This is a genomic window from Treponema sp. HNW (assembly GCF_050320395.1).
Classification (GTDB): domain Bacteria; phylum Spirochaetota; class Spirochaetia; order Treponematales; family Treponemataceae; genus Treponema_C.
In genome coordinates, this window is sequence record NZ_CP144459.1 from 238,668 (window position 1) to 263,263 (window position 24,596).

General features: G+C 44.3%; 21 protein-coding genes. 13 read left to right on the plus strand and 8 right to left on the minus strand.

All coding sequences use genetic code 11. From position 1 onward, the window contains the following. The first annotated feature begins 107 nt into the window (after positions 1–107). Together metK and nth are read left to right on the plus strand one after the other, a co-directional pair. Positions 108–1,274 (plus strand): methionine adenosyltransferase, encoded by a 1,167-nt coding sequence (gene metK, locus V1L52_RS01170; protein ID WP_428770467.1) that lies wholly within the window; start codon positions 108–110, stop codon positions 1,272–1,274. A gap of 34 nt (positions 1,275–1,308) precedes the next feature. Continuing rightward, a complete protein-coding gene (gene nth / locus V1L52_RS01175) occupies positions 1,309–1,965 on the plus strand; it encodes an endonuclease III (RefSeq protein ID WP_428770468.1) in 657 nt (218 codons plus the stop codon). A 12-nt stretch (positions 1,966–1,977) separates the two neighbouring features. Here the strand turns inward: nth and gdhA are convergent, their stop codons facing one another. The 4 genes from gdhA to V1L52_RS01195 form a co-directional block, all read right to left on the minus strand. Beyond that, on the minus strand, positions 1,978–3,324 hold the full coding sequence (gdhA, locus tag V1L52_RS01180; protein WP_428770469.1) for an NADP-specific glutamate dehydrogenase: 1,347 nt from the start codon (positions 3,322–3,324) through the stop codon (positions 1,978–1,980). Positions 3,325–3,432: 108 nt separating this feature from the next. After that, a complete protein-coding gene (locus tag V1L52_RS01185; RefSeq protein ID WP_428770470.1) occupies positions 3,433–5,823 on the minus strand; it encodes an adenylate/guanylate cyclase domain-containing protein in 2,391 nt (796 codons plus the stop codon). 62 nt (positions 5,824–5,885) lie between these two features. After that, entirely contained in the window at positions 5,886–6,386 is a 501-nt protein-coding gene (locus V1L52_RS01190; protein WP_428770471.1) for a hypothetical protein, read from the minus strand. After that, the gene (locus tag V1L52_RS01195; protein WP_428770472.1) at positions 6,386–7,069 is read right to left on the minus strand and encodes an HAD-IA family hydrolase; all 684 of its coding nucleotides are present in this window, start codon (positions 7,067–7,069) and stop codon (positions 6,386–6,388) included. Before V1L52_RS01195 ends, V1L52_RS01190 begins: the two co-directional genes overlap by 1 nt. Positions 7,070–7,122: 53 nt before the next feature. On the opposite strand from V1L52_RS01195, the gene V1L52_RS01200 reads away from it, so the two are divergent. From V1L52_RS01200 to V1L52_RS01210, 3 genes are all read left to right on the plus strand, one after another. After that, a complete protein-coding gene (locus V1L52_RS01200) occupies positions 7,123–7,800 on the plus strand; it encodes a GNAT family N-acetyltransferase (RefSeq protein ID WP_428770473.1) in 678 nt (225 codons plus the stop codon). Between the two features lie 9 nt (positions 7,801–7,809). Beyond that, a complete protein-coding gene (locus V1L52_RS01205) occupies positions 7,810–9,207 on the plus strand; it encodes an MATE family efflux transporter (protein WP_428770474.1) in 1,398 nt (465 codons plus the stop codon). Positions 9,208–9,316: 109 nt separating this feature from the next. After that, positions 9,317–10,372 (plus strand): Fic family protein, encoded by a 1,056-nt coding sequence (locus tag V1L52_RS01210; RefSeq protein WP_428770475.1) that lies wholly within the window; start codon positions 9,317–9,319, stop codon positions 10,370–10,372. Between the two features lie 68 nt (positions 10,373–10,440). Here the strand turns inward: V1L52_RS01210 and V1L52_RS01215 are convergent, their stop codons facing one another. From V1L52_RS01215 to V1L52_RS01225, 3 genes are all read right to left on the minus strand, one after another. After that, positions 10,441–10,953 (minus strand): hypothetical protein, encoded by a 513-nt coding sequence (locus V1L52_RS01215; protein ID WP_428770476.1) that lies wholly within the window; start codon positions 10,951–10,953, stop codon positions 10,441–10,443. Positions 10,954–11,244: 291 nt separating this feature from the next. Then, on the minus strand, positions 11,245–13,212 hold the full coding sequence (htpG, locus tag V1L52_RS01220) for a molecular chaperone HtpG (RefSeq protein WP_428770477.1): 1,968 nt from the start codon (positions 13,210–13,212) through the stop codon (positions 11,245–11,247). A 122-nt stretch (positions 13,213–13,334) separates the two neighbouring features. Further along, a complete protein-coding gene (locus tag V1L52_RS01225) occupies positions 13,335–14,201 on the minus strand; it encodes a helix-turn-helix domain-containing protein (RefSeq protein WP_428770478.1) in 867 nt (288 codons plus the stop codon). Between the two features lie 158 nt (positions 14,202–14,359). On the opposite strand from V1L52_RS01225, the gene V1L52_RS01230 reads away from it, so the two are divergent. The 7 genes from V1L52_RS01230 (at position 14,360) to rhaM (ending at position 21,556) form a co-directional block, all read left to right on the plus strand. Then, on the plus strand, positions 14,360–15,613 hold the full coding sequence (locus tag V1L52_RS01230) for an L-rhamnose isomerase (protein WP_428770479.1): 1,254 nt from the start codon (positions 14,360–14,362) through the stop codon (positions 15,611–15,613). A 14-nt stretch (positions 15,614–15,627) separates the two neighbouring features. Next, positions 15,628–16,416, plus strand: coding sequence for a class II aldolase/adducin family protein (locus V1L52_RS01235; RefSeq protein WP_428770480.1), 789 nt, complete (start codon positions 15,628–15,630; stop codon positions 16,414–16,416). A 1-nt stretch (position 16,417) separates the two neighbouring features. Beyond that, positions 16,418–17,941, plus strand: coding sequence for a sugar ABC transporter ATP-binding protein (locus tag V1L52_RS01240; protein WP_428770481.1), 1,524 nt, complete (start codon positions 16,418–16,420; stop codon positions 17,939–17,941). After that, positions 17,938–18,915 carry an ABC transporter permease gene (locus V1L52_RS01245; RefSeq protein ID WP_428770482.1) on the plus strand — a complete coding sequence of 326 codons (978 nt, stop codon included), beginning with the start codon at positions 17,938–17,940 and terminating at the stop codon, positions 18,913–18,915. The genes V1L52_RS01240 and V1L52_RS01245 overlap by 4 nt, the downstream gene beginning before the upstream one ends. A gap of 13 nt (positions 18,916–18,928) precedes the next feature. Further along, positions 18,929–19,924, plus strand: coding sequence for an ABC transporter permease (locus V1L52_RS01250; RefSeq protein WP_428770483.1), 996 nt, complete (start codon positions 18,929–18,931; stop codon positions 19,922–19,924). 66 nt (positions 19,925–19,990) lie between these two features. After that, positions 19,991–21,127, plus strand: a complete 1,137-nt coding sequence (locus V1L52_RS01255; protein WP_428770484.1) for a substrate-binding domain-containing protein — start codon at positions 19,991–19,993, stop codon at positions 21,125–21,127. A gap of 117 nt (positions 21,128–21,244) precedes the next feature. Continuing rightward, positions 21,245–21,556 (plus strand): L-rhamnose mutarotase, encoded by a 312-nt coding sequence (gene rhaM, locus V1L52_RS01260; protein WP_428770485.1) that lies wholly within the window; start codon positions 21,245–21,247, stop codon positions 21,554–21,556. 9 nt (positions 21,557–21,565) lie between these two features. Here rhaM and udp read toward each other — a convergent pair whose 3' ends face one another. Continuing rightward, positions 21,566–22,348 carry a uridine phosphorylase gene (gene udp / locus V1L52_RS01265; protein ID WP_428770486.1) on the minus strand — a complete coding sequence of 261 codons (783 nt, stop codon included), beginning with the start codon at positions 22,346–22,348 and terminating at the stop codon, positions 21,566–21,568. 318 nt (positions 22,349–22,666) lie between these two features. Between udp and V1L52_RS01270 the strand changes: the two genes are divergently transcribed. Beyond that, entirely contained in the window at positions 22,667–24,430 is a 1,764-nt protein-coding gene (locus V1L52_RS01270) for an SUMF1/EgtB/PvdO family nonheme iron enzyme (protein ID WP_428770487.1), read from the plus strand. Positions 24,431–24,596: the final 166 nt, after the last annotated feature.

Below are 24,596 nucleotides of genomic sequence, written 5' to 3' on the forward strand. Positions count from 1 at the left end.
CAGTATATAAGTGAAAAGATGTTTTGTGTAGTCCCGGACAAGCATTTTTTCAGGATAAAGGCGTTTTTTTCTTGCGGTTTTGTGCCGTTCGGGAAAGGAGTTACATCATGGATAAAAAATATTTGTTTACTTCGGAATCCGTCGGAGAGGGTCATCCCGATAAATTGTGCGACCAGATTTCGGATGCGGTACTGGATGCATGTTTAAAAGACGACCCTGAAAGCCGCGTTGCATGCGAAACCTTCGCTTCAACCGCTCTGGTTTTGGTCGGAGGCGAAATTACCACACGTACCTTTGTCGATGTGCCGGCTCTTGCGCGCTCAATTACGCGCGAAATCGGTTATACGGATGCCTCCTGCGGCTTGGACTGCGATTCCATGGCCGTTATGAATATGATTCATTCCCAATCGCCCGACATAAGTCAGGGGGTAAGCGGAGAAGGTTTAAAGGCATTTCAGGGAATGCAGGGGGCAGGTGATCAGGGTATGATGTTCGGTTTTGCCTGTTCGGAAACGCCGGAACTTATGCCTGCTCCTCTTATGTATTCTCATAAGCTTTTACGCAAAGCTTCCAAGGTACGAAAAGACGGCACCCTTTCCTGGCTGCGTCCCGATTCAAAGGCTCAGGTTACTATAGAGTATGAAGGACATAAGCCCGTCAGAATCGATACGGTCGTTATATCGCATCAGCACAGCGCGGACGTAAAATACAAGGCCCTGTGCGAAGGCATAACCGAAGAAATCATAAAGCCGGTTTTGGAACCGACGGGGCTTTTGGATAAAAAGACGAAATTTTTTATAAACCCGACCGGACGTTTTGTTATCGGCGGTCCGACCGGAGATACGGGACTTACGGGGCGCAAAATCATCGTCGATACCTACGGCGGTATGGGGCGCCACGGAGGCGGTGCATTCAGCGGAAAGGATCCTTCAAAGGTTGACCGTTCGGCGGCCTATATGGCGCGCTATATTGCAAAAAACATCGTTGCCGCCAAACTTGCCGAGCGCTGTGAGGTTCAGCTTGCCTATGCAATCGGCGTTCCCTTCCCCGTGTCGATTATGATCGACACCTTCGGCACCGGAAGGGTCGATGAATCGGCTTTAACCGAGGCGGTAAAAGAGGTGTTTGACTGTTCTCCTGCAGGTATTGTACAAACGCTCGACCTTAAAAAACCGGTGTACCGCCAAACCGCCGTATACGGACACTTCGGGCGTAAAGAGTTCAGCTGGGAAAAAACCGATAAAACCGATGCGCTTAAAAAGGCATTAAAGTAAAACCGAAGTCGGAAAAACGGAGTTGTAAGTTAAAATGGCGTCCCGGCAAGACTTTGTCACACTTTCGCCTGAAGAGATAAAAGAATTATTTACGCGCTTTCAAAAGCTGAATCCGGAACCCGCGACGGAGTTGGAAGCGCCGAATCACTTTACCCTCTTGGTATCGGTGGTGCTTTCCGCCCAGGCAACCGATAAAAGCGTCAATAAGGCGGCAGGTCCCCTCTATAAGGTTGCAGATACGCCCGAAAAAATTCTTGCCCTGGGCGAAGAAGGTCTTATTTCGTATATAAAAACGATAGGCTTGTACCGCTCAAAGGCAAAGCACGTTATGGGGCTGTGCCGTATGCTTATCGACGAGTACGGCGGAAAACTGCCGAGAAAGCGCGAAGACCTTGAGCGGCTTCCGGGTGTGGGGCGAAAAACGGCAAACGTCGTTTTAAACGTCGTATACGGCGAGCCGACGATGCCGGTGGATACCCATCTCTTGCGCATATCGCCGCGGATGGGATTGTCGAAGGGAACAACGCCGCTCCAGGTTGAACAGGATTTACTCAAATGCATCCCGGCCGAATTTATGGCTCACGCCCACCATTGGCTTATTTTGCACGGGCGCTATATCTGTACCGCAAGAAGCCCGAAATGCGTCGAATGTCCCGTCACGGATTTATGCAAGCGCAACGGGATGGAATAACCGGCTTAAAAATCAAACGACTCCCTGGGCAATCATCGCTTCGGCGACTTTTAAAAAGCCTGCAATATTCGCACCTGCGGCGTAATTGCCTTCCATGCCGAAGCGTGCGGCCGCTTGATATGCGCTGTCGTGAATGTCGTTCATAATCGTCTTTAACTTGGCGTCCACTTCTTCAGCCGTCCACGAATAACGCATGGAATTTTGGCTCATTTCAAGACCCGATACGGCAACGCCTCCGGCATTCGACGCCTTGCCCGGAGCGTATAAAACACCCGCTTTTTGAAAGAGGGCAACCGCTTCGGGGGTACAGGGCATGTTTGCGCCTTCGGCAACCAGGGATACGCCGTTTTTAATCAATTCCTGCGCTTCTTCGGCGTTTAATTCGTTTTGGGTTGCACAGGGAAAGGCGCAGTCGACCGCAGCCGACCAGGGGCGTTTTCCCGCACTGTATTGTGCCGACGGATATTTTTGTACATATTCGCTTATGCGGCCGCGGCGGGCATTTTTTAATTCCTGTATAAAGGCAAATTTTTCTTCGTCTATGCCGTCTGGATCGTAGATAAAGCCGGAAGAATCGGACATGGTAAGCGGCTGTGCCCCGCTTTGTATAAGTTTTTTGACGGCGTATTGGGCTACATTGCCGCTTCCGGATACGGCACAGCGCAAGCCCTTAAGCGATTTGTTTTTCTTTGCAAGCATGTTTTCGGCAAAATATACGAGGCCGTAACCGGTAGCTTCCGGGCGGATTAAAGAGCCGCCGAAAGAGCGCCCCTTTCCGGTTAAAATGCCCGTAAATTCGTTGTTTAAGCGCTTGTATTGCCCGAACATATAGCCCACTTCGCGCGCTCCGACGCCTATATCTCCTGCCGGAACGTCGGTATCCGGACCTATGTGGCGGTATAATTCGGTCATAAAGGATTGGCAAAAGCGCATAACTTCACCTTCGCTTTTACCGTGAGGGTCGAAGTCGGCGCCCCCCTTTGCCCCGCCCATGGGCAGGGTGGTTAAGCTGTTTTTAAATACCTGTTCAAAGCCCAAAAACTTTAAAATGCTCAAGTTTACCGAAGGGTGAAAGCGTATGCCGCCTTTGTACGGGCCTATGGCGCCGTTAAATTGTATACGGTAACCGCGGTTTACCCGAACCTTGCCCTCATCGTCCGTCCACGGCACGCGGAATATAATAATGCGTTCCGGTTCGACGCAGCGCTCCAACACTGCATATTTTTCGAGTTCCGGCATTTTTTCGGCGGCGATTTCAAGCGTTTCCAATACTTCATGAACGGCTTGTAAAAATTCGCTTTCGCAAGCATTTTTAGCTTGAACGTTTTCCCAAACGCGTTGGACATAGGCATTTTTCATAATAAACCCCTCAAGACGGGACGTTACGGAAGCGGATCCGTACCGCAGTTTCGGCCATCCCTTATTCTTGTTTTAATTTTACCGCAAGCGGGCATTCGTGTACAAGCGCTATTTTACGCTCATTATAAATACACCCTTCCAGCCCGGTTTAGGCGGATTTTCGCGATAACGGATTATTCTTTTTAAAAATACTTTTGAGGGTACATCGTTGTATGTTTCCGCAGCTTCAGTAAAATATTTTTCCGCCTGAGTCCATTTTCTTTTTCGATAATATGCAAGACCCGTTTCAAAAAGGCGCTTTATCTCATATACTTTTTCCGAAGCCTGCTTTTTTGACTGCAAAATCTCAAAAATGCGCACGGGCTCGGTTTTTCCTTTTACCGTTATATAGTCAAGTTCCCGGCATATAAAATTATCGTTCAGGTTTTCGTACACGTTTTCCGAAATAATCGATTTTGAACCGTATTCTTTATTTGCGCTTTCGAGCCGGGCTGCAAGATTGACGGTATCTCCGATTGAAGTGAAGTCTTTTCTCGTTTCCGAACCGACCGAGCCGAATACGACGGAGCCCGAATTGATACCTATACCGATTGAAATGGCGGTGTTTCCTTCCGTAACGGCGATTTGTCTTTCACGCTGCATCGCCTTACGTATTTCCATTGCGGCTTTACAGGCATTTATTTCTTTTCTGGGACCTGAAAAAAAGGCCATTATTTCATCACCGACGTATTTATCCACATCCCCGCCGTTATCGAAGATGATTTTCGTTTCCACATCGAGATAGTGATTTAAAAGCCGTATAACTTCTTTCGGCGGCATGGTTTCGCAGAGATTTGTAAAACCGCGTATATCGGTAAATAAAAAACACAGCTCCCGTGTAGTACTCGGGCGGCTTATTTGTTTTTCCGCATTTTGAACGGTATGGAATGAAACATAGGGGAGCATGCCGCGGACGAGTGTAACGATGTTGTTTATTTCTATGGAAAGCGTTTTGATTTCATCATGGGTACTGACGTTTTCTTCAAATACAAGCGTATCGGCTTTGATTTTTGCATTACCCGAAAGCATTCCGCCGAGGATATGTGCGGTTCTTCTGATGTTGCCGCACAAAAAGATAATCGGGTTTGCGATAAAATCCGCAAGAAAGAGGGTAATGATTACCGATGCGTAGAAAAAGATTGCCGAAATGGCAAAGATAAAAACCTTTGCCTGAAAATAGGGCTTGTCGAGAATTTCCTTTGAATAAGTGACGACGGAAAATCCTACCAGCCTTTGGCCGTCTTTTCGGGAAAATGTTATCGGATGGATATACAGATATGTTCCTTTTTCCGCCTTGTAAACACTTATGCTTCCGGCATTTTCGTTTTTAAAACGGTCTATATAAAGGGCGGCATTTCCGGCGGAAATAATCTTTTCTTCCGAGGGGATTTTGTGTACCTGACCGGCTGCAGTCGTATAGGAAAAAACATCGAATAAGGGGAATTCCGTAAAAAGGTCGGCTTTTTCAAGAAAAATCGGCGTTTTACTGCCCGTTGTAATAATATCAACCCGTTGAAACGGGAAGGGAGAAGAATCGTTTGTTTTTTTTATGCCTTCAAAAAAGGCGTTTATTTTTGCATGAAGACCGTCCGAAAAAACGTATATTGCCGCAACCTGCTCGGCCTGGTTTTTTCCCATATTGTTGACTGTTTGTGTAAGAAGTGTACGGTAGTTATTTAAGTCCGTGTAAATAAAGGTTGTAAGGATGACAAGTATCGTAAAAAGAATAACAATTGTAATTTTTATTTTTATATATGTTTTATCCGGTCCGGCCTTAATCTTTGCCGTAATTTTTTGAAAAAAAGAGCGCACGGATGTTACAAAATCTTTGTTTATATCGGTTTCGGCGCGGCTTTGTTTTTTTGATTTTTCCGCAGTCTTTTTTTGTAAAGCCCGTTCCGCGCGTTTTTCTTCCGTTAACAGTTTTTTATATTCAACATAGGGGGTGTTTTGCGTCTTTATTGAAATAATGCCGTATGCTATTAAAAAAAAGTGAAAAAAGGAGGCGGTAAAAAAAGCCAGATACACCCTAAAGCTTAAGGCATAATACCAGCGTACGGTGTTTGCACAGGTAATCATTCCGGCTATTGCGGCAGACAGATATAAGGTGGCCGGTATGAGGGCGCAAAGATAGACGATTTTTCGGTTTATTTTTTTTTGGAAAAACGATGTGAAAATCGTAATAAAAGCGGCCGGTACAAGAAAAAGGGCAAGACAGTTTACATAAAAAAAGTTAAATCCTCTTTGTACCGCCCCCGAATACGGGGCCGTAAACAAATATAAGAGCTGAGGTTGTGATTCGGTGTTAAATAAGTCCATCTTATCCATGCCGAAGGGTAAAACCATAAGCTCTGCAAAAACAACAAGAGAAATGATTTTTAATATATCGGCCGACGGCGGGATTTTTTTTGCGGCTTTTTGAAAAAATGCCGTGGCTGCGGCCTGCGTTTGAATTTTCATATTATCTCATAGTATACCGCAAAACAAGCGGCTGTCAATGAAGTATAAGCCGAACGCCGCCTTTAGAGGTTTGCGTATTCAAGTTTGCAGCCGATAAAGTACGCCGCCTTTTTTGCCCTCTTTTCAAGAGCTTCCTGTGCATTTTTTTTAACGTGCTCGATATCGGCGAGCATACAGTCTTCTTTTGAGTACAGGACACATTGGAACTCAAGCGGTTTTTTCCCCCGGTATACGGTAATGACGCGTACCGAATCGACAGCATCAAAGGGAATAAGGCGCCGCTTGGACAAAAAGATAAGACCCGTTTTGAAGATAAGCATCCGCGCATCGGGCTCGAAAATACAGCAATCGCGGTACAGAAGTCCGAGAAGAGAAAGCAGTAAAAAAAATGCGGGAATAATAAAGCTGAGTGCCGCCGTACTGCCTGTTTCGCTTTCCGCCGGAAAAAAAAGGGCGGCCGCGCTTAATAAAAAAACGGCGAGCATAAACGCCCTGAAAAGCGGCGAGATTGTCCAAATGCCGCGGCCTTTTTTATCCGTATAAAAAATCATTGAAAAAAACATCAGTGCATATCCGTCCTGTGTGAATTTATTTTGTCCAATAAGGCCGGAAGTTCATAGACTGATTTGAGGCGTTCAAGCGGCGCTTCTTCGCTCAAAGGCAGGGCGGCAAATCTGCCTTCGTGATCTACGAGAACCGCTTTTCCGCCGAGTGCGGTATAACCCTTTATATATTTCGGAAGGTCGTCCAAAAAGAGGGTGTTTTCGACGGTGAAACCCTTGTCCTGTACGGCGTTTAGATAAGCGGCGGCATGAGGTTTTCCCCGCAGTTTGTTTTCTTCTATGCCGTAGATACCGTCGAAAAGGTCGAAGATATTCAAGTGCTTGAGGATGCGTTCATAGTGAACCGCCGGAGCATTTGTTAAAACGCTTAAGTGATAGGTTTTGCTTAAATCCTGCAACAAGGGGCGCAAGCCGGGGTCAAAATCTACTTCTTCAAGCTCCTCATCCGGATGTATATATTGAAAATAGGCATCCGTGTCCGAAAATCCGTATTCGGCCATTATCCATTCAAGGGTGGTTCCGTAAAAAGGAAGTTTACGTTTGCGTTCTTCGGTAACGTCGTCTTCGCTTTTATTTAAAAATCGGGCAATAAAGCGTACCATGCGTTTATGCATATTTGTTTCAATTGAATTTTTCGAGGAATAAAGTGTGTTGTCCATATCGAATAAAAGGTTTTTTATCATGGATTTTAGTATACCGCTGGAGTTTTTTATTGTAAAGATATATGATATAAACTATGAACTATGTTTTCCGTCCCTATATACGTAACGATAAAAAAGACTGTGCGCGTATAATTGCTCCTACCTGGCGTTTTGACACCTATTTCCCGGAAACAAAGAGCACGGATTTATTAAATGCCTTTGTAATCGATTGGTTCCGGCTGCACAGCGATTATACGGATACGGCTGTAAAAAAGGACGGAGATAACGGGGATGTCTGTGCGGCGTTTTTGTTTGCCGAAATACGGCCGAAAGGTTTTCAGGGTTTATTAAATAGGCTGCAAAAAATAAACCGTATTTGTTTTTTTTATATGCGCGTTTTTTTGCTGTGGCTGTGCGGTTTTTACGGAAAGCGGGAGCCCGTCCGTAAAGCTTTTCGGGAATATCGTGCGGTACAAAAAAAGCTTTTAAAAAATGTGGCGTATGACTCTGAGATTTTGTGTTTATTTGTGGACGAAGCGGCACAGGGAAAGGGACTTGCAAAGAGCCTTTTGATGCGTTTTTTTCAGTGGGCGGATAAGCAAAATCTGAAAAGCTTTGTGCTGACCACCGATACCGATTGCAACTACAAATTCTACGATAAAAGCGGTTTTACACGGCTTAAAGAAATGCGCGGGGCGTTGGGAGTACCGCAAGATTCATGCGGCAAATCTCGTATTTTTTTATACGGTATTTGTTTGGAAGGCAGCGCATAAGGCAGGGCGATGAAGGCTTCGGTGTTTCACAAAAAAGAACTTTTCGGTTCTCCTTCTTTTTATAAAAAAGCATTGGCGCTTGCCGTGCCCGTTATGGCGCAAAGCTTTATCCAAAGCATGGTTTCTCTTATAGACAATTTTATGGTTGCCGGTTTAGGCGACGTAAAAATGTCGGGAGTAAATATTGCCGGACAAATCAACTTTGTATTTATCGTATTTTTGAATGCCCTCTGTGTTTCCGGCGGAATATTTATATCGCAGTATAACGGCGCAAAAGATGCTGAAGGAATGAAGCAGTCGTTTCGCTTTAAAGTCGTTGTTACCGTATTTTTTTCCGTTCTATATACCTTCTTTTGTTATGTCAATCCTAAGCCGGTTTTAGCCTTTATGGTTCACGGTAATAAACAAAGCGGAGAAATCGTTCAAACGGCAGCCGTTTATATGAAGATTGCCGCTTTTACATGGGTTCCGATGGCGCTTTCCATGTCAATCGGCACTTCTCTGCGCGAAACAGGTCTCGTCCGGCCGCCTCTTTTGTTTTCGGTTGCCGCAACCCTTATCAATACCTTCTTTAACTGGGTTTTTATTTACGGCAATTTGGGTGCTCCCCGGCTGGAAGCCGCCGGCGCCGCTTATGCAACGATAATTGCCCGTTCATGCGAAGCTTTAATCTTTATAGTCTATATCGGCATAAAAAAGCCCGCCTTTTATTCGCGTTTTCGGAATATCCTCAAAATCCGTATTGAGCTTTTTTTATCTATTTTATCCAAATCGGGTATGATTTTATTATCCGATATGAGCTGGATTTTAACCGAATCGGTGGTTACCGCCTTATATAACAGCCGCGGCGGTGCGGAAATCGTGTCGGGAATGTCGGCCGGCTTTACGATTGCAAACCTCTTTTTTATCTGCTTCGGCGGTATCCATACTTCGATAAACGTTATTATGGGAAGTACCTTAGGGGCAGGTGATTTGGAAAAAGCGCGTATGCAAAAAGATTGGCTTTTAAGCGGAACCTTTGTATTCGGTGTGCTTATGACGGTATTCGGCATTTTTACGACCTTTTTGATACCCCTTGTTTTTGCACATTTGAGTGCCGAAGCGCAAAGCGTTACGCGCAGTATGGTTTTAATGAACGCCGTATATATGCCCCTGTGGGCTTATTTGAACGGACAATTCGCCGTATCTCGTACCGGCGGCGACACTATGATGGGTGTTATTACCGACGTAACGATAAATATCTTTTTGGTGCTGCCGGGAATGTATGCTCTCACATATTTTACGGCTTTAGGGCCTGTTATGATGTACGGCCTTATAAAAACAACCGATTGGGCCAAGGCTCTGATTGCCGCCTTGTGGTTGAAAAAGGAATACTGGCTTAAAAATCTTACGGCGGAGGGGAGCTAAGAACTTGATTTTCTTCGGCAGCTTTAGTTTTTATAAATAATATGTACCGTTTCTGATTTATTTGGTACATATATTGACGATATGTCCTAAAAAGGGGTATAATCGGGACATGTCGGAATTACAAAGGCTGCCGGTCGATTCCCAAAAGACCGAAACGATTCCTATTCTCAAAGCGGAAAACAAGGCTTCCAGAACTCTTGCCGAACTTAAAGGTATTGCAAAGGTAATTCCGAATCAGTCTATTCTTATTAATGCCGTTGTACTTCAGGAGTCTCAAGACAGCTCGGAAATTGAAAATATCATCACTACAAAAGATGATCTTTATAAAGCTCTTTCCGAAACCGTAAAAAAAACGGATTCCGCTACAAAAGAGGTTATGTTTTACAGAGAAGCCTTATACGCAGGTTTTACCGAACTAAAAAAACATGATTTTATTTCTATAAATGATATTGTGAATATTCAAAAAGTGCTTGTCCGAAATGATGCGGGAATCAGAACGTTACCCGGAACGAAGCTTGTAAATGACCGTACAAATGAACTTGTGTATACTCCGCCGCAGACAAAAAAAGAAATTGACGGCCTTTTAAAAAACTTTACCGAGTATTTAAACAATGATGATGATACGCTGACAAAACTTGCAGTTCTTCATTATCAGTTTGAAAGCATTCATCCTTTTTATGACGGGAACGGAAGAACCGGAAGGATTATAAACATCCTCTATTTGATTTTAAAACAACATCTTGATATTCCGATTCTGTATTTAAGTTCATATATTATCAGGCACAAAGACCTGTATTACGAACTTTTGCAAAAAGTCCGTACGGAAGAAGCCTGGGAAGGCTGGATTATTTTTATTCTTAAAGGAATAGAAGAAACCGCTGCAGAAACGATTCGGAAAGTAAAAGCCATAAAGGAACTTTTAGATAATACAATCGAAAAAGTAAAATCGGAAGCTCCGAAAATTTATTCAAAAGAGCTGGTAGAAACTCTTTTTGAAAATCCGTATTGCAGGATTGAGTTTATTGTAAAAGCTCTGGGCGTAGAGCGAAAAGCGGCCTCCCGTTACCTGCACCGGCTGGAAGATATCGGTATTCTTAGATGCATTAAGGTCGGAAAAGATAATCTCTTTATAAATACCGGCTTGATGGATTTATTGAAAAATTAGAAGATGGGGAATATAGCAAGAAAAAAACGGAAAAATAGGAGTTTTGTCTGTTAATCCCTTTGCCGTACTTACAGAATGCCGCGTCGGTAGTCCAAAACAAAAGAAACGGCAAGAACCGCCGCAAGAAATGCGTAACTGAACAGGTTGGCGATGAAAACGGTGCGGCTAAAGCGTTTTTTGTCTGCAATCTCTTTTTTTAATATAAGCCTTTCGACCCGAGTTTCTATAAGCCATGAAGCAAAGAAAAACGCTATAAGCAAAAACAGTGCAGCAACCGGAACCCGCCAATATAAATCATCATAGGGCAAAAGCCACGGTGCCTGATATGTAACCGAAAGAATGCTTTCCGTTATATTGCCGACACCGCCTACAAACCCGTTGCCGCCTGTGGAAATTTGGAAAAGGACGAGAATCGTCCATGTGGCGGGAATTCCGAAAATCGTGGAACACAGGTTTCCCGCAACAACAGCCCAAGCCGTTTTCTTTTTATTCATTTTTAAGATTTTTGTAAGTACGGCAATTTCTATCAAAATTATGGGAATAAAAGACAGTACCGTTTTGGGAAAAATCACCGCTATCATCGGTACTCCCGCATTTGCATATATGTTGAAATATAGAAATAGAAGAAAAAATAATACAATCGGTTTTCTTTTATTCATATTAATTCTTCTTCCTTAATCGTCAAAGATTTATTCGTGCGGAGGGTTTAATACCCCGACGCTCTGCGTCGTAACAAAGGGTATTAAAGCCGACTGCAACCACCTTATGAGAACAACATACCCCGATGCTCTGCGTCGGGGTTGTTGATTATCGATGAGCCGCAAACCGTTTGTAAGCCGCCGAAAAACGGATGCTCTTCGGCAGCTTCATTGTTACGCGCGGGTTAAAAGGCGGTTCAGCTTTTTAACGAAGTCGGCGGGGTCTTTTAATTCCGCACCGCTTACCAAAAGCGCTTGATCCAAAAGCACGGCCGATACGTCGCCGATGTGCTGTTCGTCCTCGCAGTCTTTTAAAGAAGCGACAAGGGGGTGGTCGCCGTTGATTTCCAAAATCGGCTTTACCTCTCCCATACCGGATTGTCCCATCGCCCTCATCATGCGTTCAAGCTGGAGCGAAGGATCGTTTTCGTCTACAACGATACAGCTCGGAGAATCGGACAACCTCTTGGAAAGGTGTACGTCTTTTACGCGCTCGCCGAGGGCTTTTTTGATTTTTTCGGTCAGCGGTTTAAATTCTTTTTCCTTTTTTTCCGCCTCTTTTTTATCCACGCCGAGCTCTTCATCGCTTCCGGCACGGTTGACCGCTTTTAAGTCAAAGTCCTTGTATTTTCCCAAGGCGGGGAATACGATATCGTCGATTTCGTCGGCCATAATGAGGACTTCAAAGCCCTTTGCCCGGTAGGCTTCCAAAAGCGGCGAATTGCGCAGGTTTTGCTCGTCGTTTCCGGTGATATAGTAGATTGCTTTTTGGCCTTCTTTCATGCGCTGTACGTAGTCGGCAAAGCTTGTCCACTTGTTTTCGCCCGTTCCTTCTTCGGCCGTACTTTTAAAACGGATAATTTCGCATAAATCGTCTTTATTTGCAAAGTCGGAGTATAAACCCTCTTTAAGCGGGCGGTTAAACTGCGACACAAAGGTATTCCATTTTTTTGCTTCGTCGCTATCCTCTTTTGCTTTTTTTGCCGCCTCCGCCGTTTTTTTGAATTCGCTTAAAAGTTTTTTAACCGAAGCGGTTTTTATCGACGTTAAAATGCGGTTTTGCTGTAAAATTTCTCGGCTTACGTTCAGCGGTAAATCTTCCGAATCGATAATACCGCGAACAAAACGCAGGTAGGGCGGAAGCAGTTCTTTTTCGTCGTCGGTGATAAAAACGCGCTTTACGTACAGCTTAACGCCGCTTTTATAATCCGCCTGATACATATCGAAGGGGGCGCGTTCGGGAACGTAAAAGAGGGTTGTGTATTCCTGCGTTCCTTCGGCATGGGTGTGAACACAAAGAAGCGGATCGGACGAATCGTGCGAAACGGTTTTGTAAAAATCGTCGTAATCGGCTTTTTTCAATTCGCTTTTCGGCCGCTTCCACAAAGCGCTCGCGCTGTTTATTTGCTCGGTTTTATTTTCGCTTCCGGTTTCTTTACCCTTATCGTCGTATTTTTTTTGCACATAATGAAGGTAAATGGGGAAGGCGATGTGATCCGAATAGCGTTTTACCAAATCTTCAACCTTCCAGCGGCTTGCGTACTCTCCGCTTTCATCGTTGAGCTTCATAATGACGACCGTCCCGTGCGCTTCTTCTTTGTCGAAGCCGTAACGCTTTACTTCATCGTTTGAAGCATCCGGTGTTTCCAAGTCGTAGGATTCGGTGCCCGCACTCGACCAGCGGTACAGGGGGTTGACTTTTCCGTCGGCGGTTTTTCCCGCTTTGCGCGTAATGACATCGATGTGCGAAGATGCCATAAAGGCCGAATAAAAGCCCACGCCGAATTGTCCGATAAGGGCCGAGTCCTTTTGCGCATCTTTTTCAAGCTGCTCCAAAAAGGCTTTGGTGCCGGAGCGTGCAATCGTTCCCAAATTCGCATTTAAATCGGCTTCGTCCATACCGATTCCGCTGTCCTGAACGCTCAGCGTTTTTTTCTCTTCGTCAAAATATATGTCGATGCGCGGCTCGAAGCGCACATCCTTGTATTCGTCTTTGGAAACCGTTAGATATTTGAGTTTATCCAAGGCATCCGAAGCGTTTGATACGATTTCGCGCAAAAAAATGTCTTTGTTCGAGTACAGCGAATGAATAATAAGTTTAAGAAGCTGATTTACTTCCGTTTGAAATTGATGGGTTGCCACAACAGCACTCCTTATAAAAATAATATGGAATGTTTTAAATATACTAAAAAAGAGATATTTTCGGCAAATTTCACACCGTTTTTTCCAAAATCGAACAGCGACGGTACGGGCGGGCGCGTTCCTTATTTTTCACGGAATTGCAAGCGGTATTCGGAAGGCGTAAGATTGATAAAATCTTTAAATAAGCGCGAAAAATAGTTGCTGTCGTTATATCCTACATCGAGGGCTATTTGTGTAATTGATTTATTGCTTTGAACCAACTCATTGATAGCCGAAAACATACGCAGCCGCTTTTGGTAAGCAGCCGGACTGTAACCGGTGATTCTCTTACATGTGCGCAAAATGCTGCTTGCCGACATACCGCTTATTTCAATAAGCTCGGAAGAATCGATGTTTTTATGAAAATTCTTTTCTATATAGTCTATAAGCCTTATCGAAGCATTATCCGACGGACAGTCCGAGTAATATTTGTTTTCATAAATTCTGACCAGTAAAACTACAAGCTGTAAAAAAAAAGTGATTGCCTGAGTTATATAACCGCTGTATTGTCCCCGTATTTCCTGCTGCATGGATTCGATTAAGGCACGGACTTCAAAAGATTGCGTTTTGGAAAGGCTGAAATGAACGGGCGGCGTTTTTTCGGCTTTTTTTGCGGTAATTTGTTCAAACAAGGTGTTATAGGCGGGTATGAGGTTTAAGTGAAAAATATCCTGTGTTAAAAAACTCGGGCGTATCAATATATTCATTAAAACCAAATTATCGATTTTTTTAAAGCCGTGGTACTGTCCCGGCTTAATACTTAAAACGTCTCCGCCCTTGATTTCATAATTGCCGTATTTTGTCAGATGAACAGCCGTTCCGCTGTATATGTATACAAGTTCATGAAAATCATGAGAATGGATAGGGAAGGGAGCTTGATTGTTTCTGAATTCAAAGTGGAAAGGAATTGTTCTTTCTTCCCAATATTTTTGTGCGAAGAGTTGGTACATGGCATACCTCTGACGAAATTGTGCTAATTTTTGACTTTTTTGTCAAGGTGTAAAACAAACTTAGTGATAGTATTTTACTACTGCGAAAAGTAAAAAAAACGGTTTATTGCGGCTGATTTATCTTATGTGATTGATCCCGATTAAAACAAGAGGTACGTATGAGCACTGTGTATGAACAAATACAAGAAAAGTATGCCGAATACGGTATAGATACCGAGGCTGTAATTCGAACGGTTGATAAGATTCCCGTATCGGTGCATTGTTGGCAGGGAGACGACGTCGGCGGATTTGAAAAAGCCGGCAGCAGTTTAAGCGGCGGGGGGATTCAGGTAACCGGCAGTTATCCCGGAAAGGCCCGTTCGATAGCGGAATTGCGTCAGGATATTGAAAAGGCGGTTTCCTTAACCCCCGGAACTCATCGAATAAGTCTTCATGCAAATTATGCCGACTTTGAAAATACAAAACCCGTTGACAGGGATGCTTTGGAGCCGTCCGCCTTCCAAAGCTGGTTGGATTGGGCACGGTCCTGCGGCTTTCATCTCGATTTTAATGCGACTTTTTTTTCCCATCCCAAAGCTCAAGGCCTAACCCTCTGTTCAAAAGACCGCGGTATACGGGATTTTTGGATTGAGCACGGAAAACGATGCCGTACAATCGGCGCTTTTTTCGGCGAAAAGCAAAAAAGTCCCTGTATTCATAATGTGTGGATTGCCGACGGGATGAAAGATATTCCCGCCGACAGAAAGGTGTACCGCGAAATTCTGTGTGAATCCCTCGATGCTTTGTTTTCTGAAAACATATCCGAAGCATATCTTAAAGATTCTATAGAATCAAAGCTTTTCGGCATAGGTTCTGAAGCCTATGTTGCCGGTTCTCATGAATTTTATTTAGGATATGCGCTTACAAGGAACAAACTGCTGACTCTTGATATGGGGCATTTTCATCCGACCGAAAATGTTGCCGATAAAATCTCTTCGGTTATGCTCTTTGTGAAAGAGATTTTGCTGCACCTCTCCCGTCCTATGCGCTGGGATTCGGATCATGTTATTATTTTGAACGACGATCTGCGTTTGATGTGTGAAGAAATTGTAAAAAGCCGTAAACTTGAAAATATTCATATAGGTCTTGATTTTTTTGACGGTTCAATCAACCGTATCGGAGCCTGGGCTCTCGGCTGCCGTTCTGCGCGCAAAGCTCTCTTGTGCGCACTGCTTTTACCCCACGAAAAAATTGCCGCCTATGAGGACGAGGGCGACTTTTTTGCCAGACTTGCCTTGCTTGAGAACGTAAAATCAATGCCTGCAGGAATTGTGTGGGATGAATATTGCCGCCGCAGCAATATTGCACCGGACAGCAAGCTTATTGATGAGATACATACCTATGAGTATAACGTAACATCGAAACGCGGATAAATAAAGAGGAAAATATGGTTGTAAAGGTTGAATCACATGAGAATATCTTGGAGCGCCTTGTCGATTTATCGCTGAATTTGGGCAAGCCCGAGCGTACTTTGGCTATCATAGGCGAAGGCAATACCTCGGCCTTATTGCCGGACGATTCGTATTATCTGAAAGCCAGCGGATGCGAATTGGGTTCTATAACCTCCGAAGGTTTTGTTCGTCTTGACCGTAAAAAGGTGTCGGCTTTGTTGGAGCGAAAAAACGTTTCCGAAGACGAATTGAAAAGATTGTTTAATGACGCAAAAATCGACAGCGCGGATACAAAGCGTCCTTCCGTTGAAGCTCTTATGCACGCCTTGTGCCTCGGTTATGAAGGCGTCAAATTCGTGGCGCATACGCATCCCTGCTATATCAACAGTCTTGCCTGCTCAAAATCTTTTCCGCAGAGTTTGCAGGGCCGTATGTATCCCGATGAAATAGTTTTACTTGGCGAAGACTCGGTTTTTATTCCGTATACCGATCCGGGAATCCCGCTTGCGTGTGAAATAAAAAAACGGATAGATGAATATATTGAAGCATACGGTGCCGTGCCTAAATCCATGTATTTGCAAAACCACGGCTTTGTTGCCTTGGCTTCTTCCGCTGTCGAAGCCGAAAATATCACGCTTACCGCTGAAAAAGCCGCCCGCATACGGCTCGGCGCCTTATCTGCAGGCGGAATCAATTTACTCGATAAGGAAACGGTTCGGCATATTATAAATCGTCCCGATGAAAAGTACCGCCGTGCTTTATTTGCGGAAAAAGGAGAAAAATAAGGTGAGTAATCCTGTTGTTCTTGAACTGAAAAATATAACAAAGGTGTTTCCGGGCGTAAAAGCGCTTGATAATGTAAGCTTTGAATTGCGCTCCGGAGAGGTTCATGCCCTGATGGGAGAAAACGGTGCGGGAAAATCCACCCTTATAAAAGTTGTAACCGGTGTGTATCAATGCGATGAGGGAGAAATCTTTATCGATTCAAAGCCTGTTGTCATTAAAACTCCGGTAGAGGCTCAAAAACTGGGTATAGCCGTAATCTATCAAACCGTAACCGCATTTCCGGACCTGAGTGTAACCGAAAACATCTTTATGGGGCAGGAGATTAAAAACAAAGCGGGTTTTTATAATTGGAAAGAAATGCATAAACAGGCAAAGGCTTTGCTTGACCAATTGAGTGCCGATATAGACGTTGAAGAAAGAATGGGTACCCTATCCGTTGCCAAACAGCAATTGGTCGAAATTGCAAAAGCCTTGTCGAAAAAAGCCCGTATTTTGATAATGGATGAACCCACCGCTTCTCTGACCCAGCATGAATGTCAGGATTTGTACGGAATTGTGGAAAAACTCAGAGATTCCGGCGTATCGATTATTTTTATAACGCATAAATTCGAAGATATGTACCGCCTTGCATCCCGTGTAACGGTGTTTCGCGATTCCTGTTATATAGGAACGTGGATGGTCGACGAAATATCAAACGCGAAACTTATTGAAGCTATGGTCGGAAGAAAGCTTGAACAAATGTATCCGCCCAAAACGAGTACCATAGGCGATGTTGTCTTTGAGGTGGAGAACTTAAGTTTAGCCGGCTATTTTAAAGATGTCTCTTTTAGTGTCCGCCGCGGAGAAATTGTCGCTCTTACGGGCTTAATAGGGGCGGGCAGAACCGAGGTTGTACAAGCTGTCTACGGTGTATTGCAGCCCGACAGCGGCAGTATAAAGCTGAACGGGAAAAAAATCGTATCAAAGAACCCGAAAGAAGCTTTGCTCAGCGGTATAGGATTGCTGCCCGAAGACCGGCACTTGCAGGGACTTGTTTTGGAATTGCCGATTTATCAAAATATCACCTTATCGAATCTGTTGGAGTATCGAAAGATGGGCTTATTTCTTGATAAATCGCAGGAGCGTCGGGACTCCGAAGTGTTGTGCAAAAAAATAGCCGTAAAGGCAAGCAGTGTCGAAACCGCTCCTTCCTGTTTATCCGGCGGAAATCAGCAAAAAGTTGCTCTTGCAAAATTATTACGGTCAAAGCTGAAGGTTTTAATCGTCGACGAACCGACAAAGGGAATAGATGTCGGTGCAAAATATTCAATATACACAATCTTAAATGAGTTGGCAGCTTCAGGATACGCAATCATTATGATTTCTTCCGAAATGCCGGAGGTTCTCGGTATGGCGGACAAAATTGTCGTTATGAAAGGCGGCCGCGTTACCGCAACTTTCAATCAGGGTGAGGCGAATCAGGAAAAAATACTGCACGCAGCTCTTACATCCGCTCACGGGAAAAAAGCGCAGGAGGCTGTATGAAATTAAAAAAAATAATCGATAACCGGCAAATAGGCCTTTTGGGAGCGATAGGCGTATTGCTCATATTGGCTGTGTTTTTAACACCTTCTTTATTTCAAGTCGGGACGATACACTTAACGATCAGAAATTATTCCGTTATAGGAATTCTCGTTCTCGGTATGATGGCGGTTATTTTAACCGGCGGGATAGATTTATCAATCGGTTCCGAATTGGCTCTTTCGGGCATGATAACGTCCTTAATTATGGTGAACCGTCCCGAGATTCCCGTTATTTGGCTTGTGCTGCTTGCCATTACGATAGGGTTTTTGTGCGGTTTTGTAAACGGGTTTTTAGTGGGCGTTTTGCGTGTACAACCCATTGTTGCCACCTTGGCTACGATGAACATTTACCGCGGCCTTACCTATCTTGCATCGGGAGGAAAATGGGTTACCAGCTCTCAGTATACCGATGCATTTGCGAATCTTGCAGGGGCACAAATCGGGTTCTACTCGATTATATGGTTTTTATTGATATTAGCGATATCGATGTCGATTTTTTTATCGCATACAAAATACGGCCGGCGCTTATATGCTATAGGCAGTAATGAAGCATCTTCGCGTGTTGCAGGTATAAAACCCGCCGGAATAAAAATACTGGCATATACGATAACCGGTGCGTTTGCGGGCCTTACAGGTATTCTGTATTCCGCAAATTATAAGTCATTTGCTCCGAATATAGGCATTGGTATCGAAATGGACGTTATAGCGATTTGCGTGTTGGGAGGCGTGAGCATAACCGGCGGCCGCGGAAGTTTTAAATGCGTGGTAACCGCTTTTATTATGATGACCCTCGTCAGCGCCTTTTTAAGTATGCTCCCCGGAATGAGTTTGTGGACAAATGCACTGCAGGGCGCTATTGTGATTATAGCGGTTATTGTTAATATTTTAACACAGCAAATCGCCGAAAAGCATGTTTTGCGCAGCAGAACGATATAATGAAGGAAATAAAATGAGTACAACCTTGACAAAAAAAATATCATTTTTATTCAGCTGGGAAATGATTCTCGTATATGTTTTTTTGCTTTTGAACATATTAATGATGGTCTATATTCCGCATATCTATTTTGCATCCGGTTCTTTTTCGATGATTGTACAATCGGCAATGATTCCGGCGATGATGGTGTTCGGTATGATATTTATTTTATTGTTGGGAAATATAGACGTTTCCGTTGCCTCCATTATGCTGATGAGCGCAATGGTTATGGGGTATGTCTACGGAGCTACTGCCAACTCGGTGCTTGCCGTTACCGCCGCTCTTATTACCGGTATGCTTTGCGGTCTTTTTAACGGATTGCTGATTTCCAGACTTGACCTTCCGGCCGTTATCGTTACCATTGCATCTTCAATGCTGTTTCGCGGTATCGTAAAGGTGATTATGGGCACAACGTCATTAAACACTTATCCGAAATGGCTTAAAATTTTATCTTGGGATTCCGTAGCGGGCATTCCCGTTTCTTTGCTGGCATTTATAGGCGTAGGCATTATTTTCGGCCTGCTTTTACATGCGTCCCGCTTCGGACGAATATTGTATGCCGAAGGCAATAACCCTGTTGCCGCCGAATATTCCGGAATACGAACAAAACTTATCAAAACCCTTGTCTTTGTTATTATGGGATTTATGGCCGGTTTGTGTTCGCTCTTTTATATCGGCTTATATACGGGAATGGACTCAAGTGCCGGTATCGGTATGGAATTGGATGTTATTGCCATTTGTGCACTCGGAGGCGTTTCCACCGGAGGCGGAAAAGGCAATATTTTCGGCCCGGTTGTTGCAACTTTGATATACGGCTTTTTATTTTATATGCTCGGATTGTTCGGCGTGGAAGCGAATACACGAAAAATTATTACCGGCTTGATTTTGATTATTACGGTCAGCTTACCTCTTATCCGTGACCGTTTGTCACGGAAAATCAAACCCGTTTATACTGCCGGTAAGCGTGTGTAGTTATATTTAGCACAAAGCATTTTATGCTTTTGTAATATTTATCATAGTTTGAAGGAGGATTTCACTATGAAAAAAGGACTTGCTCTTTTGTTGTGCGTTATGATGTGTCTGAGCACAGCAGTATTCGCCGGCGGTGTAAAAGACGGTGCCGGTTCGGTAAAAGATGCTCATGTCTTTATGTTTAAGAGTACGGGTAACACATTCGGAACTCTTATGTATCAGGGATTCGAAACGCATATGAAGAATGTAGGAGAAAAATGCGTCGAAAAATCTCCGGCCGATACTACTGTTGCCGCTCAGGTTCAGATGATTAAGGAATTGATTAATCAGGGTATTAAATCTTTGACTATTTCGGTAAACGGCGATGAGGGATTTGATGAAGTTATTGCTCTTGCAAAACAAAAAGGAATAAAGGTGATTTCCGTCGATTCGGCATTAAAGGCTGCTCAAAGAGAAGGTCATGTTATCCCCGCCAGCCAGCAGGAAGTAGGACAAACACTTATTCAGGCTGCCGTTTGTATTAAGCTCGGCGTACCCTATCCTAAAGACGGTAATATGAAAAAAGCCGCTGCCCAGGCTTTGGCAAACTACAACGGAAAACCCATTAATCTCGGAATCCTGTCGGCAGGTGTTACGACAACCGTTCAAAACAACTGGATTGCCGCAATGGAAGTTGAATTAAAAGATCCTATTTACAAAGGAAAGGTAAATCCCGTTTTGGACAAAAAATACGGAGATGACGATCTTCCCAAATCAACAACCCAGGCAAATGCCTTTGTTGCCGAAAACAAAGTTGACGTTATCATTTCCCCCACTACAGTCGGTATGATGGCCGCCGGTGAAGTATTAAAAGCCAGCAAATCTCCCATCAAACTGACCGGTTTGGGATTACCCTCCGAAATGAAGGCCTATATGCCCGCTTCCGCGAGCGATGACGAATTTGCCAGTGTATGTCCTTACATGTTCCTGTGGGACGTTATCGATCTTGGATATACGGCTGCGGTTGTTGTTGACTCGTTGTGCAAGGGTACATATAAGGCTTCGGTCGGCAGCGAATTAAAGGTTCCTGCATACGGAGAATACTCGGATCGAGTAATGAAAACCATTTCCGATCCCGACGCCCCCGGCGGAACGTTGATTTCCGTTGGCGCTCCGTATTCTTTCCAAAAAGCGAATATGTCCGTATGGATAAAGCGTCTGTAAAATTACCGTATATTTCTTTGTGAACCGATATGGGCTGTCCGAATTATGTTCGGGCAGCCTTTGTCTTTAAGCGGTACGGACGGGGCATTGTAAACTTATTTGTAATGAGGTGAATATATGGAAAAAGCTTTTAAGATGAAACTAAAACCCGGATACGAGGCGGAATATAAAAAGCGCCATGATGCGATTTGGCCGGAATTAAAACAGGCTATCGGTTCTTCCGGGGTCTATGATTATTCCATTTACTTTGACAGTGAAACTTTAACACTTTTTGCGGTACAAAAAATAAAGGACGGCTCAAATCCGGATGAGCAAAAGGATATGCCGATTGTCCGTAAGTGGTGGGATATGATGGCCGATATTATGGAGGTTAATCCCGACAATTCTCCCGTGTGTACCGATTTACCCTGTATGTTTCATATGGATTAATGGGAATTCTTATTTTTCCGCCCTATCTTCTGCAATTAAAAAGCGCAGGGCTTGAACGGCAACCCGGATTGCCGAGTCCGTATCGTGAACGATGGGGTTATCCATACCCGCCTTATTGCGTTCCTGATTGCCCACTACCGAAAAGGTCGAGCCGCAGCGCACTTTAAGATAATCGGCTACGATAAACAGGGCGGCCGACTCCATTTCCGAAGCTTTGCAGCCCATACGAAGCCACGCCTCCCACTTGTTTTCCAGCTCGTAGCTTACCGGCTTTGTTTCAGGCTCGTGCTGACCGTAAAAGGCGTCTTTGCACTGTACAATTCCCGCGTGATAGGTAAATTGCAGGGTTTTGGCGGCTTTTACCAAAGCGTTTGTAACGTCCAAGTGGGCGACGGCCGGAAATTCAATCGGAGCGTATTCTTTACTTGTGCCTTCGGCACGGATTGCCCCCGTTGCAATGACAATATCGCCGCCCTTTACGTTTAAATCCATACCGCCGCACGTTCCGATACGCACAAAGGTGTCCGCTCCGCAACGAACAAGTTCTTCCATCGCGATGGATGCCGAAGGGCCGCCGATACCGGTTGAAGTAACGCTCACTTTTTCGCCGTCCAAAGTGCCGGTGTAGGTAATGTATTCGCGGTTGTCGGCGATTAAACGCGCATTGTCAAAATACGCGGCTATTTTTTCGCAGCGCTTGGGGTCTCCCGGCATAATAACATAGCGCCCCACATCGCCCGGCCTTGTGTGTACGTGATATTGCAGGTCGGCTTCTCCCGAATAATTTTGCATGGCAATCTCCTGTAAAAAGTTAAGAAAAAAGTTTCAGCTTTTACCTTCTTTGCTTATGACAATCATTATAAACCTGTTTGAAGGATTTGTCAGCAGTGCCGTAATTTATATTTAACCCCGGAAAACCGATATACCGGTTACATATTATACTGAATTTCTCTAAAAACTCTTTACAGGCTTGTTTTAAAAAAAAATTAGTGTATACTGTCAATATAACGAGATAAAGTGTCGGCGTTAATGTCTGCCGGCTATGTACAGGCATATAAATTTTTCGAAAGATGCCGCTGCCTGCGAAATTTTTTGTTAGGAGGATCAAATATGAAAAAGTCCGTTTTATGTCGAAAGGTACCTTTCTTTTTTTTAGGGGGGGGGGTAATTGTTGCCGTCATTTTCGGCATATTATTGCTTGTCGGCTGTCCGAATGCGGCAGGCGGTAAAACACCCGAATCTTCGGCTAAGCCGGTTTATACTATTGTTTCCGATGCGCCCGATGTGTACAATACTTTTTATGAAAAAGGTTATAACGGAGGAGCAAAGGGGCCTATATTAATTACCAAAGGTATTTTAAAAACAAGTACGGAAACACAGGATGTGTATCTTGTGTGGCTTTCCGGTACCGAAAGTGTGGATGGCCAGGATACGAATGTAACTGGTACCGACAAAAATGCTGCCGGCGACAGAAGTACCAACTACCTTAGATCCGTACTACGGGCAGTCGGAACCGATGTACCGAAAGGTTCTCATTTGATATTCGCAGGGCACAGCCTTGGAGGAATGATTGCTCAACAGGCAGCCGGATATGCCTTTATAAAAAGAAATTATACGGTACGTACAGTCCTTACGTTCGGTTCTCCTCCGGTCGGCTCCGTAAGATGTGAAGGAAAAGCAGTTCGCTTTGCAGACACGTCCGATATAGTTCCGACATTTAGTTATGAGCATCAAAACGGTCTTATACATCCGGACGATAAAGTAATAACAAAAGACGGAGGATATAACGGCGACAAAACGGATTCTCACAGTAATTCATATAAAAGGCATGATCTTTGGGGTATGTACGATGCACTCGGTGCGGAAAACGGAGATGCAAGGGTAAGCCTTGATATAGATAATATAAAATATTACAAAGCTCCCACTGTATTTCCTGAAAATGCGGTTTCCGCTCCTTATGATGCAAGCATCGGCGGAAAAGAGAATTTTGTTTTTATAGAAGCAAAAGACAAAACCTTCCAAATGGGAAATTCTTCCGCTTCCGGTTATTATGCTGAAAAGCCTGTTCATGCGGTAACGCTGAAACGGAATTTTTATATGTGCACGCACGAAATAACTCAGGGTGAATATGAAGATTTGATAGGGAAAAACAATAGTGCATATAAAACTCCCGATACCGTAGCCGATAAGAGGGTGCTGCCTGTAGAATACTGTTCGTGGTACGATGCAATTGTGTATTGCAACAAGCGTTCTCTAAAAGAAGGGCTGGATCCCTGCTACACCGTTAACGGCAAAACCGAGCCTGCACAATGGAACTATACGCCGAATGAGGGTCATACTCTTAACGGGGAAATTAAGTGCGATTTTAATGCAAGCGGTTATCGCCTGCCTACCGAAGCCGAATGGGAATTCGCTGCACGTGCGGGAAATACGGTTACCGATAAACTGATTATTGCAGGCGGTGCGGAAATAGAAACGGCTAAATATAAAACGCACAGCAGCCCTGCCGATAAAGCTCTTTTTACGGAATTCTGTAAAGAACTGTGTAAATACGCATGGACATTTGATAATCTTACCAACGCAACCCACGAAGTCAAGATGCTGGAGCCGAATGCATGGGGCTTGTACGATATGTCCGGTAATGTTGCCGAATGGTGCTGGGATAAATATGACTCTTATTCAAGTACAGCGCAAATCGATCCCGGCACGGGAACTTCGGTAACATCGGCAGGGAACAGAGTTGTAAGAGGCGGTACTTATTATTTAAATTCCAACGACTGTTCCGTAACGGCAAGGTCTTATGCCGGTGCCGATTATCGCTACTATGCAGGCGGTTGGTCTTACGGTTTCCGCGTTGTACGCACGGCAAAGTAAACGCTGAAATAACGCATTGTAAAAAATCCGCTTTTAGTTCGTCCCCGCTTTTGCCCCCTTTTACGGCAAAAGCGGGGACGGTTGCAGCTGTTGTGAACGTGTTCTTTTACCTTGTTTTGTTCAAATAACGGGCCGCTTGATTACAACAAAGACCGTTATCAATTAT

Coding starts and splice junctions, on each gene's coding strand:
- udp (WP_428770486.1), bottom strand. CDS start 22,348: ATGCAAAATTATTCGGGAGAAGCCGACCTGCAATATCACGTACACACA.
- rhaM (WP_428770485.1), top strand. CDS start 21,245: ATGGAAAAAGCTTTTAAGATGAAACTAAAACCCGGATACGAGGCGGAA.
- V1L52_RS01200 (WP_428770473.1), top strand. CDS start 7,123: ATGAACTATGTTTTCCGTCCCTATATACGTAACGATAAAAAAGACTGT.
- nth (WP_428770468.1), top strand. CDS start 1,309: ATGGCGTCCCGGCAAGACTTTGTCACACTTTCGCCTGAAGAGATAAAA.
- V1L52_RS01185 (WP_428770470.1), bottom strand. CDS start 5,823: ATGAAAATTCAAACGCAGGCCGCAGCCACGGCATTTTTTCAAAAAGCC.
- V1L52_RS01245 (WP_428770482.1), top strand. CDS start 17,938: ATGAAATTAAAAAAAATAATCGATAACCGGCAAATAGGCCTTTTGGGA.
- gdhA (WP_428770469.1), bottom strand. CDS start 3,324: ATGAAAAATGCCTATGTCCAACGCGTTTGGGAAAACGTTCAAGCTAAA.
- metK (WP_428770467.1), top strand. CDS start 108: ATGGATAAAAAATATTTGTTTACTTCGGAATCCGTCGGAGAGGGTCAT.
- V1L52_RS01235 (WP_428770480.1), top strand. CDS start 15,628: ATGGTTGTAAAGGTTGAATCACATGAGAATATCTTGGAGCGCCTTGTC.
- V1L52_RS01195 (WP_428770472.1), bottom strand. CDS start 7,069: ATGATAAAAAACCTTTTATTCGATATGGACAACACACTTTATTCCTCG.
- V1L52_RS01250 (WP_428770483.1), top strand. CDS start 18,929: ATGAGTACAACCTTGACAAAAAAAATATCATTTTTATTCAGCTGGGAA.
- V1L52_RS01255 (WP_428770484.1), top strand. CDS start 19,991: ATGAAAAAAGGACTTGCTCTTTTGTTGTGCGTTATGATGTGTCTGAGC.
- V1L52_RS01205 (WP_428770474.1), top strand. CDS start 7,810: ATGAAGGCTTCGGTGTTTCACAAAAAAGAACTTTTCGGTTCTCCTTCT.
- V1L52_RS01190 (WP_428770471.1), bottom strand. CDS start 6,386: ATGTTTTTTTCAATGATTTTTTATACGGATAAAAAAGGCCGCGGCATT.
- V1L52_RS01230 (WP_428770479.1), top strand. CDS start 14,360: ATGAGCACTGTGTATGAACAAATACAAGAAAAGTATGCCGAATACGGT.
- V1L52_RS01270 (WP_428770487.1), top strand. CDS start 22,667: ATGAAAAAGTCCGTTTTATGTCGAAAGGTACCTTTCTTTTTTTTAGGG.
- V1L52_RS01210 (WP_428770475.1), top strand. CDS start 9,317: ATGTCGGAATTACAAAGGCTGCCGGTCGATTCCCAAAAGACCGAAACG.
- V1L52_RS01215 (WP_428770476.1), bottom strand. CDS start 10,953: ATGATAGCGGTGATTTTTCCCAAAACGGTACTGTCTTTTATTCCCATA.
- V1L52_RS01225 (WP_428770478.1), bottom strand. CDS start 14,201: ATGTACCAACTCTTCGCACAAAAATATTGGGAAGAAAGAACAATTCCT.